Genomic DNA, 14,412 nt, shown 5'->3' on the forward strand with positions numbered 1-14,412 from the left:
CTCTTTGAAAGCTGAGGAAAACGAATAATAATACGCACCTCGGTTGATGGTGTTCAATATTGACTCGGTAAAACTTTAGACGGCTGCGAGTGACGGAAGGTGTGGGAGGAGGCGATAAGGGGCGGCGTGTATTGCTGCCAGTTAAGCCCGAGCGGGCTTTTTGTATTTTTCATTTTTTTATGCGCGGCTTCTGGACGTTTCATCCACGCAAGACATTAAAATCTAAAAAAATAATTTTAAGATTTTTAACTATACCATGAAAATTTTATCATGTGTTTTTATTGACACATCGATGTTGTATCTTTTTTGCGACTCTTTTTAAAAAAACAATTACAAAAAGCCACTATTTTAAGAGCGCGCATTTTTTTTATCCTATGCTGAAAAAGCAGAAGTTGCATTTTTTAACACTATATTGACCTCAATATTGACCTCAACAGAAGGAAAATCGTATGAAAAATTTTCTCACGCGTAAGTTGTCCGGATTGACTGTTTCCCTCTGTTTACAGTTGGGGATAGCTAGTCTGTTGGCACTCGGTATGCATGCTGCGCAGGCGCAAAGCGCAGCAACTGGCAAGACGACCGAGTCGGCTGTGACTGTGGAATTGATTCAAGCAAAAGTCACAAAAACGGCCGATGGCAAGGAGCACTTCAGCTCGGCCGACAGCATCCGGCCTGGTGATGTCATCGAATATCGCGCGGTTTACACCAACCGTACCGACAAGCCGGTCAATGGCGTTATCGCAACGCTGCCGGTGCCGGAAGGTTTGGAGTACTTGCCGCATAGCGCCAAGCCCAATGTCAATGTGCAAGCCGCTGCCAAGAATGGCGAATTTGCTGCCGAACCTTTGATGCATCTGGTGGCCGGTAAATCGACCCCGCGCCCGTATGCCGACTATCGCAAAGTGAACTGGCAGTTGGGGCAATTGCCAGCGCATGGCAAAGCCACGGTCAGTCTGCGGGTTGGTGTGCAGGTGTATGTGCCGGTGGTGGCACCGAATACTCCGGCAGTACTGCCGACTAAAAAATAAATTCCTTGTCAGTTCGGTATGCCGCACTTGATGCGGCACTCAGTGAAGCGGCAAGTGCAGCGTGATGCTTGATGTTTGCAGCAGATTAGGGCAAGCGAAGACATAGTGTCGTTCATTTTTTCATTAACTTACAGAGGTCTGGATTTCATTCTAATTGCCTATCGTTTTTCACAATTGTTTTTTTTTGGAGTAACTCATATGAACACGTTAATGCCACATCGTCGCAGGCCCATCCGGGCTGCCGCGGAATGGGGATCGGCACTGATATTACTCGGTGCCGCCTCCGGTGCAATGGCCGCACCACCACCAGCGAATACCCCTATCGGTAACCAGGCGACTGCCGCTTACGTCGATGCCAGCGGTGCTTTTCAACTGGCTTCGTCGAATCTGGTACAAACCTTGGTACAGCAAGTCGGTTCGTTCAAACTTGAAATCGACAACGTTAAATCTGCGGCCAGCAGCGGTACCGTGTATGCCGCGCATACCTTGACCAATACCGGTAACGGTGGCGACAGCTTTACCCTCAATGTTACTGGTAAAGCTGGTGCTTATTCGTTTACGAAAGTGGAAGTGTATAACGACGTCGATGGTAACGGCATGCCCGATACCACCACGCCTTTGTGTACTGCCACCGCCACCGGTGTCTGTACCATCACACCGCAAACCGTAGCCGGCAATGGCGGCACATTCAAATTTGTCGTCGCGTATACCGTACCGGGTACGGCAGCCGATGGTGCGGTCAATACCGCTGTTGTGCGAGCTGAACCGGAAAATAAGAGCACGGCTTTCTACGGCACTTACGCTCCGAATTTCCGCGAAAATACCGATACCATCAGTGTCACCACTGCGGCCGCCTTCAGTGCGACCAAGGCATTGGCTGCACCGAGCGTGGCTGCACCAAGTGGCAAACCATGGCCGTTGGCCAGCATCAGTGGCCCGACCAGTTCGGGTGCCAGTTGCGCCACTGCGTTTGCCACCATCACGCCTGGCGATCAGTGTCAATACACGGTCTATACGATCAACTATACCAATACCGGTGCGTCCTCAGGTAAGTTCTACCTGAGCGATACCTTGCCGGCTGGGATGACGTATGTTACCGGTTCGGCAGTATGGAGCGGTGCCAGCGGCGTGGCTTTGCAAGAAGGGATTGGTCCTGAAGCGCAAGCACCAGGCATCAACTACGTGCAAACCGGTAATAAAGTATCGGCCTTGGTCGATGATGTCGGTCCGAACGTTTCCGGCAGTTTGAGCTTCGTGGTTTTGGTCAATAAAACCGCCACCGTTGGTATCACTTCGACCACCAATACGGCGACCTATGATCCGATCAGCTCGACTAAAACGCCGGAGTCTGCGCCACCAGGCAGTTCTTCGACCAATGCAACCGTGTTTACCGTCACCCCAACGTTTGGTGTGGTCTTGGGTAGCAGCACAGGTAGCTTGACCGCCTCGCTCGATAGCCCGGCCGGTACGCCGAATGCTACTCCAGCAGATTTGACGACGGTCCCGAGCGCAGCAGTTGGTAGCAGTGTGGCGTTTGCCAGTAAATTGTTCAACAGCGGTAATGCGGCTGACGTATTCAACTTGTCGGTAGCCAGTTCCACTTTCCCTAGTGGCACCGTCTACAACTTCTATGCATCAGATGGCCGCACACCTCTGCTCGATACCAACAGCGACGGCACGATCGACGCTGGTGTGATCGATGTCGGCGGTAGCCGCAATATCGTGGTACGCGCCACGATTCCTGGCAACGTTGCGCCAGCCAGTGGTCCATATGAGTTGATCGTGCGTGCAGTTTCTGCTGGTGACAGCAAAAAGTTCGATGCGACTAAAGACGTGTTGGCACAAGTCACCGGTATCTTGGTTGATTTGACTAACACCGCCACAGGTAGCGGCGTCGGTTCCGTTGGGAATGGCGATTTGGGTGCAGGCCCTAGTCCTTTGGCCACCACCACCATGACTACCGAAGCCGGTACCGGCACGGTGTTCCATCTGTTTGTCAAAAACAGCGACACCATCGACCAGACTTATAAGCTCGAAGGCAGTCAAACACCGAGTTTCTCGGGTGGTTTGCCAGCCGGTTGGACGGTTAAGTTTGTTACTGCAGGTGCTTCGTGTTCCGGTGCGGCGGTGACGTCGGTCGCGGTTGCTAAAGGTACGCAAACGCCGGTTGATGCTTGTGTGACACCACCAGTCGGTGCACCTGCAGCGACCACAACTGTGTACTTCAAAGTAACTTCACAAGCACCTGCTTCTACCGGTGCAACTGTCAGCGATATCATCACTGATGCAGTGAAGGTAACCAATACCGGCATCGCTTACTCCGCCACACTTTCGCCGGATCAATCCGGTCAGATTGCCCCGGCTGGGACAGTGACTTACTCGCATGTATTGAGCAATATCGGCACCTTGGCATGTGGTAGCTACAAATTGAGTGCTGAGCAAAGCCCAGCTGCTGTTGCAGCCGGTTGGATCTCGGTGATGTACCTCGATGTCAATGGTAATGGTCAAGTTGATAGTGGCGATACTTTGCTCACCGATCCGAGTGCTCCTTTGACTCTGGCTGTAGGCGCTCAGCAAAAAATCCTGGTCAAGATGTTTGCTCCGGGTGGCGTGCTGGTCGGTGATCAAAACACGGTGAGAATCGTGGCGACCTTTGACACGGCTTCTTGCGCACCAACATCAGTGACGGATACCACGACTGTTGTTACCGGTCAAATGCGTGTCAGCAAAACGCAATTGCTCGATCCGACTTGTTCTGGTGTTGCCAGTGGTACTTACAGTGCGAGTGTGATTGCGAATGCCCAACCTGGTCAGTGTGTTTTGTATCGTGTTATTGCCGTCAATGAAGGCGTTGCTCCAATTGCCAACTTGACGATTAATGACTCGGTGCCGAACTACACTACCCTGAGCCCAACTCAACCTGCGGTGCAATGTGTGGCCAAAGGAATGAGCGGCGACAGCGTGGCCTACGACGGTTCCAAGCGTACCACGGTCAGCTGCGGCAGCACGACTAATGCGGTTCCACCTGGCGCTAGTTTGCAACTCGATTTCGCAGTCGAAATCGATAAATAAGCGACCCATTATCGATTAAAAACCGATCAACAAAAAGCCCGTTATAAGCAGCCGGGGCAACCCGGCTGGTACTGAGGACCAGGATGAAAATCCTGGCCATCAGCTCGTTGCACCCTACTTTTTTCTCTGCTGACCGGAATGTGTGCGGCCAGCATAGAAAAAAGAGTCACTCGCCACCTAGCCATGGTCGTAAAAGGAAAATTTCGTGTTTGAACTTCTCGCCCCCATTCCTGTATTTGCCATCCAAGCGCGGCAGCAGTCGGCCCGCTTCTTGCAGCACGTGTTGCTGCTCTTCTTTGCACTGTGCGTGCTTGCGACGGGTGCGCATGCCACGCCGGCACCCGGAGGTGCAAGCATCAGCGCGACAGCGACGGCGACTTACATACCGGCCGGCTTTACGCAGCCGGAAACCGTCAATTCCAATACGGTACAAGCGCAAATACAGTCGGTTGAAGCGCTCAGCTTGAGCCCGAGTCAGAGCCTGACGCGGCCACCGGTGAGCGCAGTGACGATCTCGCATTTGCTCAGCAATACAGGTAACACCAGCTCCTCTTACACGCTCAGTTTGGCCAATGGCGGCGGCACTTGCCCAGCCGGTGGCGCGCTGGTGGTGAGCGGCTTGAAGGTGGTGCGTGATATTAACAATAACGGCGTCGTCGATCCCGGCGAGCCTACTCTCACGCTCAACAGCGCCGGGGTGGTTACCTTGGCTGCCGGAGCGAGCATGAATTTACTGATAAGCGGCACGACGCCGAGCCAGTCCTCGGGTGTCGCCTGCGTGACCCTCGGTGCTCTGACTGCTTTGCAAAGCGTGAGTGCCAGCAGCAGCGACCTGATCACGCTGGGGAATAATGCTGCGCTGAGTTTGACCAAATCCGCCAGTTATTCCGGCCTGCTGATTCCGGGCGTCAGCGATATCGGGTTTACTGTGACGGCCAACAGCCAAGGCAGCCAAATCGCACAGCCGAACGCCAGTGCCGGAGCCTTGGCAACAGCGATCACGGTCAATGGCATGCCGCAAAGTTTGATACTGCTCAGTGACGTCGTGCCGGTTGGTACGCAATATAACTCTGCCAGCTTGCAGACCAATGTCACCGGTGCGCTGCGCTTGTTCCGTGTTGCCGGTGATGCGCCGTTCAACTACCGTACCAGTGATGCCGGTGCGGCCGCCGTCGAAGTGGCGATCGGGCTAGCGCCTGGCGTCCCAGTGCCGAAAATCATGACTATGAATTTTTCCGTGCGCGCGATGGTGACTGGCAATATCAGCAATACCTCACAATCGTATTATTTCGATGGCAGTAATCCGGTCGTCGTCAATTCCAATACCGTGGTGATTTCCAGCGTACTCAACAGCATAGGCTTGGCCAAGGCCGCCGGCGTGCCGCGCAGTAATGTTGATGCCAATGGCAATGCCGACGGCACTGCCACCGTCAGCTTTACGCTGTTGGTGAAAAATTATGGCACGGCACCGCTCTACGATGTGCAAATCAGTGATTTGATCGAAGGCACAGGCGCGGGCCAATTCGGAACGTATACCGCGCAGACGGTGCCGGGTCCGAATCAATACACGATTGTCGCCGGATCCTTGGGCGTCAACAATCAACAAGCCAATGGCGTACAAGGCGTGGTGTTGCAACCGTTGTTGAGCTTTACCGGTCAAGGTACGCACAAAAAACTGCTGGCACCCGGCGCGGTGCTGCCGGTCGGTGCCAGCTCGACAGTACAGTTCGATGTGCGCTTCAATACCGGCGGCAGTACGGCCACTTTGTATAATCAGGCACGCGTGACGGCGGCTGCCGTGGCGGGTGGCGTGGTGGTGGCGCGCGATGACTCTACCGATGGCAGCGACCCGGATCCGGATGGTGATGGTAACCCTACCAATAATAGCGAGGTCACGCCTATCCTCACGCAATTGCCGAAATTAAGTTTGGAAAAAACCGTTGGGGCACCGCGTATCGTCAGCACCGGCGTGGTCGAACTCGACTATACCTTTACCATCAGTAACAGCGGTTCGTCGGCGGCACCGAATGTGCGTCTGCTCGATAATTTGAATTGCACCTTCGGTATGGATAAGCCTAACGGTCAGGTTCAATCTTGGGAAATCGTTGGTAAACCGGTGGCACAAAAAGGCTTGTTAAACATCGCCTCGAACTACACCGGCAGTGCCAGTTGCGATCGCGCCGGCATCAACAATGCCAATGCGGCGGCCAGTGTGCCGACCGCGGTTGGTCTGAGCTTGGTCGATGGTAACCGTGCATTAGCGGCCAATCAAACCGAAACCATCACGCTGACCGTGCGCTTGACGCAGAAGCCGCAATCGGTCGGTTTGCGCAGCATTCTTTCGAATAAAGCCTGGGCCGCTTCGTACACCAGCAATGCCGTCAATCCGACTGCGAATATGCTGGTCAATGCCGTCTCTGCCACGGCCGACAGTATTTTGCTCGCGCCTACCGGTTATGTCTACGATTCCAGCACACGCTTGCCGGTGGCCGGTGTCAAGGTTACCTTGGCACGCACGGCGACTGGCCGCTCGCTGTCACCAATGAGTGCCACCGATCTGTATGCTGGCCCAGCCTATGCATTCAATGCCGATGGCAGCGTCAGCATGACCACTGGTGCCGACGGCAGTTATCAGTTCGCTTTGCAGTCACCGAAAGATTTGTCAACTTATACGCTGAGCTTGTTACCGCCGCCGAACAGTGGTTACGTCGTGCCGTCGCAAGTGATCAGCGTCCAACCGGGTGTGTATGGCAAGTGTGGCCCCGTGGTAGCGAACACCACGATTCCACAAAACAGTGACCCGACCGATTATTACTTCGGTTTCCAAATGGGCGTATCGAGTGCGAATGGGCAGACTTGTGATGTGGTCAATAACCATATTCCGCTTGATCGTGGCAGTGCCACTGGTTTGGTATTGAAAAAAGAAGGTAATAAAGTACAGGCTGAATTAGGCGATTTCCTCGATTACGCACTGACGCTCAGTAATAAAACCGGCGTCACCTTGAACGGCGTCAGCTTTACCGATGCCTTGCCACCTGGTTTGGCATATATCAAACAGAGTGCGCGGCTTAATGGCCTGCCACCGGCTGATCCGGCCGGTGGTGCCGGACCGAGTTTGAAATTCAGCTATCCCGACCTGACTCTGGCCCCGGGCGACAATGCCGTGGTGCGCTATCGCGTCCGTGTTGGCGTCGGTGCGCCTACCAATGGCACCGTGATTAACCGTGCCAGTGCGGTATCGGGCACCTATCAATCGAATTTGGCCAGCTGGAAAACACTGATCAGCGGCGGTGTGTTTGCCGATGATGCCTACGCTTTCGGTAAGGTGTACCTCGATTGCAAGCGCGACGGTAAGCAAAAAACCACCGAACAGTCGGAAGAAATCGGCATTCCTGGGGTGCGTTTGTTCCTCGAAAATGGTACCAGCGTAATTACTGATATCGAAGGTAAATGGAGCCTGTATGGTTTGAAGCCAGTGACCCATGTACTGCGTTTGGATCAAAGCAGTTTGCCATCCGGTGCACGCCTCGAAGTGCTCGATAACCGCAATGCCCAAGCACCGGAGAGTCGTTTTCTTGATTTGAAAAAAGGCGAATTCCACAAAGCCAATTTCATCGTCACCAATTGCGATGATGCGGCAATGATGGACGAAGTCAAAGCGCGCCGCGCCGCCATCGTCGCCAATCCTGATGTCGAAATGGAAGCGCAAGTTCGCAGCCGTCTCGACCCTGAAGGCTTGCCTATTGTAGCCGGTGATTTGCGTGGTTTGCCAGCCAGCGGCCAGATCGGTGGCGCGACCGGTGCCGGCTTCGCCAGCACACCAACAACATCTACCGCGGCTATGATCAAATTGCCACAAGCACCGTCTGATGGCAGTAGCTTTGTCGGTTCCTCGGCCGGTAATCTCAGTGGCACCTTGACCTCGTCGGGTGCACCGTCGGGCAACGCGGCAAAGTCGGTGTCAGACCTTGCCTCCAGTAAGCTACTGAGCGGTGCCGCAGAACCTGGGGTGTTCCCACAATTGCCAGCAGCTCCAGCGGAAACCTTGGAAGTGTTGTTACCGAAATTAGAAAACAATAGCCTGGAATTTATCGGACTTAAAGATGGCGATACCCTGCCTTCGAGTACCACCAATGTGCGCGTCAAAGGCGATATCGGTGCGAGCTTGCGTCTGACTGTCAACGAGCAGGTGGTCGATGATCGTCGGGTCGGTAAAAAAGCATCTTTGCCATCGAAAAAAGTCACGGCCTGGGAATACATCGGTGTCAGCTTACGCGCCGGTTCGAACAGTTTGTTGTTGGAACAAGTCGATGAATTCGGCAATGTCCGCGATAGCCGTAAAATCAACTTGATCGCGCCGGATAAACTGGGCAAGTTATCTCTCGAAGCGCCGGAAACAGCGGTGGCCGATGCGCGCACCCCGATTCGTATCAAAGTGCGTTTGACCGATGCCAACGGTGTGCCAGTCACGGTGCGTGCACCACTGACATTAGAAGCCGATCGTGGTCGTTGGTTGGCCGTTGATCTCAATAGCAAAGAGCCAGGCACCCAAGTGTTTATGGAAGGTGGTACGGCGGAATTCGAAATTGTGCCGCCGGCCGAACCCGGTACCATGCGCGTGCGTGTTACCAGCGGTAATTTCGTGCAAAAATTGCGGATTGTACTGTTGGCGGAAAAGCGTCCGATGATCGGTGTCGGTATTGTTGAAGGTGTGCTTGATTTGACTAACCGCGGCAAACTCGCACTCGGTGCCATGCCGGCCGGAGCAGCCTTTGAAACTGAATTGAGCGGTATCAGCAGCAGCAAAGATAACAGCCGTGTTTCCGGTCGCAGCGCCTTCTTCTTTAAGGGGACGGTGAAGGGCGAATACTTGCTGACGGCCTCGTTTGATTCCGATAAAACCGAACAAGAACGCTTGTTCCGTGATATCCGTCCCGATGAGTTTTACCCAGTGTATGGCGATTCTTCGGTCAAGGGTTTCGATGCACAAAGTACGCAAAAGCTGTATGTGCGTATCGATAAAAACCGCTCGTATTTGTTGTATGGTGATTTCACTACCGCCAGCAGCGGCGAAGTGCGCCAGTTAAGCCAGGTCAACCGTTCTTTGACTGGTGTGAAAAATGTGTATGAAGACAGTAATGTCCGTGCCACCAGCTATCTGTCACGCACCAGCCAAACTCAGGCAGTTGAAGAGTTCCGTTCGGTCGGTACTTCCGGGCCGTATTTCTTGCGCGGTAATGGTGGTGACTTTGTACAAAACAGTGAGCAAGTCGAGATTTTGGTACGCGACCGCAATCAAGCCAATGTGATCTTGCAAAAAACTGCGCTCGTGCGTTTTGTCGACTACACGATAGAACCTTTGACGCGTCGTTTGTTGTTGACCCAAGCGGTGTCGTCGGTCGATCTTAATCTCAATCCGCAATCGATACGTGTCACTTATGAAGTCGATACCGGTGGTCCGGAATTCACCGTGGCGGGTACCGATGTGCAGGTGAAAGTCAATGAACAGTTGCAAGTTGGGGTAGTCGCGAGTGTCGATAAAAATCCGGAAAACCAACGCAAGTTAGCCGCTGCGACTGCCTTGGCACGCCTGGGTGAGCATACCTCGGTGGCGGCGGAAGTGGTTGGTACTGAATCGGATTTGAATGGTCGCGGCAATGCCGGTCGCTTGGAATTGCGCTACCAAGATGAGAAGTTAGCCATCGCTGCTTTGGCCAGCAAGACCAGCCAAAATTTCGATAACCCCGGTGCCTCGACCACGGCCGGTCGGATCGACGCCGCTGTGCGCGCCGAATTGAAACTCGACGACACCTTGAAACTGCGCGGCGAAGCCTTGTACAGTAAAGATGCGCTGGCTGATGATGCGCAAAGCGGTATCAGTGTCAGCGCGCAGAAAAAAATTGGTGAACGCACGGTTGCCGAACTGGGCGTGCGTCATGGTCAATCGAATGCCGGTGCGGTATCGAGTTTCGACTATGGTCAGATTTCGACGCATAACGGTATCTCGGGCAGCACTGACGCGGCCGGCGGCCAGAACACCACCACCACTGGCACCAGTGATGACAGCGTCAGCACCGTGCGTTTGCGCGTCAGTACACAGTTGGCCAGCGTGCCGCAAGCGCAAGTGTTCATCGAAGGCGAACAAGATATCAACCATTCTGATCGCCACGTGGTGGCCGTGGGCGGCAATTACGCCGTCACCGACAAGACCCGGGTATATGGTCGGTATGAATTGGTTTCCAGCTTGCAGGGTCCGTATAACTTGAATTCTTCCCAAGCCGGCAATGTTGGTACCGTTGGGGTGGAAAGTAATTATATGGAAGGGGGCCGCGTGTATAACGAATACCGTCTGACCGACAGTATTGATGGTCGTGGTGCCCAAGCGGCTTTCGGTGTGCGCAATACCTTCAAGCTCGATTCGCGCTGGAGTGTTACCGGTGGGCTGGAACGTGTCAGTAATCTCGGCAGTTACGGTAACAGCGGTAATACCGGTACCGGCCAGTCTGGTGCGCTGGGCAGCTCGACGGCCCTCATCAGCGGGGTCGAGTATCTCGGTGACCGTGTCAAGGCCAGCGGTATTGCCGAAGCCCGCAATGGTGATGATGCCAATACCCGTTTGTTCAGTGCCGGTTTTGCTTACAAAATCAATCCTGATTGGAGTTTATTGACGCGCAATGTTTACAGCCAAAGTCTAGGTCAGGGTAGTAATGCCGGCAATGATCTGACCCTGATGCGCAATCAAGTCGGTGTCGCCTATCGTCCGGTCGATCAAGATGTATGGAATGCCTTGGCGCGCTACGAACATAAAACCGAGCGCGTCGGTGAGGCGGCCGATGCAGCTGGTCTGGCCAGTGCCAGCAGTTTCGGCGGCAGCGGTAACATCACTTTGCCAGGCACGTATAACACCGACATTATTTCGGCCAATGTGAATGTCAACCCGTCACGCGGTAATTATCTGACCGCGCGCTATGCGGCTAAAGTGGCCGAGGCCAGCGACGGTACGCTCGACAGTACTTACTGGGCGCATTTGTTGCAGGGTCGGTACACCCGCGACTTGACTAAGGATTGGGATATCGGCGTACAGGCTGGCGTGATGTATGGCAAAGGTGGTTCTTTGCAAAAAACCGCAGGTTTGGAAATCGGTTACCAAGTGTATAAAAATCTGTGGCTCTCGGGCGGTTACAACTTTGTCGGTTTGACCGATCGCGATTTGACCGGTAATGAATACACCAGCAAAGGCGTGTACCTGCGCTTGCGCTTCAAGTTCGATGAAACTGCGCTCGGCTTTGCGCCTGTTACAGCGCCGGTGAAAGTACCAGTCAAAGCAGCGCCGGTACCGGCACCCGAACCGGTCGCAGTGCCGCAGCCGGTAGCAGAAGAAGTGGTGCCACCGGTGGCGACACCATTGCGCAGCAAAACGACGTTCCAAGCTAACGCACTGTTTGATAGCGACCAGTCTGCCCTCAAGCCGCAAGGTAAGCGTGAGCTCAATGACTTTGCTGCCCGTTTGCGTGAAGTTGATTACGACGTCGTCATCACCATGGGTCACAGCGATTCACGTGGCGATCATGATTACAACCAACGTCTGTCGGAACGCCGTGCCGATACTGTGCGTGCTTATTTGATTGAACAAGGTATCAAAGCGGAACGGATCGAAGCCAAGGGCTTTGGCGAAGATCAACCGGTAGCCAGCAATGCGACGGCGGCCGGGCGCGCTAAAAACCGCCGCGTCGAGATCGAAGTAACGGGTTATGAGAGTAAGTAACAACAGTGCATTCGCCACCCATCTGTTAGCAAGGACGGTAATCATGAAAACGATACATTGGGCGAACCTTGTCCCGATCGGTGCCTTACTGGCAGCATGGTACAGCCGCTTCTTGCTGACGCAGCGCTTAATGTTGGCGCAGATGATGTTGGCGTTGGTATTGTTGGGGACGATGGGGGGAGCGTGGGCGCAGTTTAATCCAAGCAGAATAGCGATAAATGAAACTTCACGTTTCAGCGTTGGTTATACGTCTGTTTCAGGAAATGGCGTCGATACTTTATACCGATATGGCGGACAGCTTCCTGCGGGTGTCACTGTTGCGGCGAACAGCAATCCATCGTCAGATTGTGGGATGTCATTTAACCAGTCCGGTAACCGTTGGTGGTTTTCTGGTGCAGTCAGTTTTCCCCTGGGGAAAGCCTGTCAGTTCGGGTTTAATGTAACGAGTTCGACGGCCGGTACCTATACAGCAATCGTTGGGTGTTCCGACGTTCAGACGCAGTTCGGCAGTTGTGTCGGCACATCCATTGCCACGACTTTAGAAGTGATAGCGCCATTCTCGCCACCTCCGGGGCCGCCAATCGTTGCTTTGGTCTCTGGCGTGCGTGTTGTTGGAAATGCCAGCGTGCCGGCCGATGGCCGCTCTCAGATCGTGTTAGAGGCCTTTGCCCATAACCCCAGTAGCGGACTGCCACTGGTGGGTATTGGTGTCAACTTTACCGGAGGCCCGTATACTTTTGTCGGTGGTATGAGTCGATGCGTTACCGGTAGCGATGGTCGTTGTCGCGTGTCTTTGGTCAGTAACGTGGCTGGAAGAACCTCGTCCAACATGGTTTCTGAGCAATACGTGGTGTACGGAAGCATTCCTCTTTACGGCATCACTGGTCAGACCGCGAATTTTGAATTTACCCCAGCCAGCATCACGCCGCCGCCGAACCCGAATCCGAACCCGCAGGTTGTTGGGGACTGGGGTTATTACCCCAATACGATTCCGGTCAATGAGATCAGTCAGTATCGTTCTTTTTTTCGGTTGACAAGCGGTAATACTGGTGCCATCTCGCGCTACAGCGGCACACTTCCTGCTGGCGTCAGTTTTGCGCAAAACATGGGGGTATTCTCGAGCTGTCCTGGTCTGGCATTTCATACCAGCGGCAGTTCCTGGTGGTTTGACGGCTACGCGACAATACCAGTTGGCGGCGATTGTCGCTTTCAGTTCAATGTCACCAGTAATACGCCGGGCGCTTATTCGAGTACGTACACTTGTGCCGATGTCACCTTGATAGGCGCGAACTGCGGCAGCACTGCCCTGACCAGTCCCTTGACCGTTACCGGCAACACCGCGCCGCCAGTTATTTTGCCAACAAATAATGGCTATTTCCCTGACAGAATAGCGGTGAATCAGAACAGTACCTATGTTTCCGAGTTTCAAACGGGCGGCGGAGCTGGATTGCCAAATACTTGGTCCAAATACAGCGGTACCTTGCCGGCGGGTGCGGATTTTGCCCGCAACCCGAATGCATCGTCGACCTGTCTTGGTTTGAGCTTTCAGTACTCCGGTAAAACCTGGTCGTTCACCGGATCGGCTACCGTTTATCCTGGCCAAAAATGTCATTTCCAGTTTGACGTCGTCGGTACCATACCGGGTTCTTATCAGACCCCAACCTCGTGCGCCGATCTGACCATCAGCGGCCCCTGCACGGTTGTGCCGCGGAACTCGCCATTGACTGTCACCGCCGGCAGTAAAAATGGTGGCGTGCGTGTGGTGACCAATGATCAGGCCGCCGATGGCATTGCTAAAGACGTGCTCGATGTGCATGTCTATACCAATAACGACACTAACAGCGCCTACCAATCCAAACAGATCAATTTCACTTGGGCCGGTGGCAGTACCTCGTGCTTAACCAATATCGCCGGAGGCTGTCAGGCCAATATCACCAGCACGATAGCGGGCCGGATACCGGTCACGGTAACGCTGGCCGAAGACAATTCGCCGCTGCTCACAGCCCATGCCTATGGCGGTGTCTCTTACCAGTCTGCGCCTATCGATGTCAATTTCATCGCACCGGGCAGTTTCGATCCGCTGCATTCGGGTGTCAAAGTCAAACAAGATAATGCCTTAGCCGACGGTCTGGCCTATGATGAACTCGAAGCGTTTATCGGTGACGGCGCGGGCCGTCCGGTCAGCGGCGTCGATGTCAACTTCGGGGTCACGCTCGATGTCGAATTTGCTGGCGTTGCCAGCGGTAACGATGCGATCTGCAGAACCAATGCCAGTGGTACTTGCAGCGTGCGTGCGACCAGTCTGCGCGACAGTGTACGTTTTTCGACCGTCGTAACTGCTAATGGTAGCTTGTTGTCCGGCAGTTTCAACGGCTATACGCCTAGTCCGGCTCGGTATACATTTAAGAAAAATACCTCACCCATCGGTGTGATGACCTCCGGTGTGCGCGTCGTTGGTGGCAAGATTGTTGCTGGCGATGGGATAGCAACGGTTGTCTTGGAGGGGTTTGCCAGAGATGCCGTGAGCGGGGCCGCAATTGCCAACAC

The 14,412-nt window shown here is 54.0% G+C and carries 4 protein-coding genes; all 4 read left to right on the top strand.

The window, feature by feature from the left end; translation table 11 throughout:
- The first annotated feature begins 449 nt into the window (after positions 1–449).
- Positions 450–1,028: a hypothetical protein gene (locus tag QN359_RS18135; protein WP_322250768.1), complete on the top strand. Its 579-nt coding sequence runs from the start codon at positions 450–452 to the stop codon at positions 1,026–1,028.
- Between the two features lie 198 nt (positions 1,029–1,226).
- On the top strand, positions 1,227–4,100 hold the full coding sequence (locus QN359_RS18140; protein WP_322250769.1) for a hypothetical protein: 2,874 nt from the start codon (positions 1,227–1,229) through the stop codon (positions 4,098–4,100).
- Between the two features lie 205 nt (positions 4,101–4,305).
- A complete protein-coding gene (locus tag QN359_RS18145) occupies positions 4,306–11,865 on the top strand; it encodes an OmpA family protein (RefSeq protein ID WP_322250770.1) in 7,560 nt (2,519 codons plus the stop codon).
- Positions 11,866–11,908: 43 nt separating this feature from the next.
- On the top strand, positions 11,909–14,412 hold a 2,504-nt coding region (locus QN359_RS18150), incomplete at its 3' end, for an Ig-like domain-containing protein (protein WP_323493300.1).

This window comes from Undibacterium sp. 5I2, assembly GCF_035019605.1.
Taxonomy (GTDB): Bacteria; Pseudomonadota; Gammaproteobacteria; order Burkholderiales; family Burkholderiaceae_D; genus Undibacterium.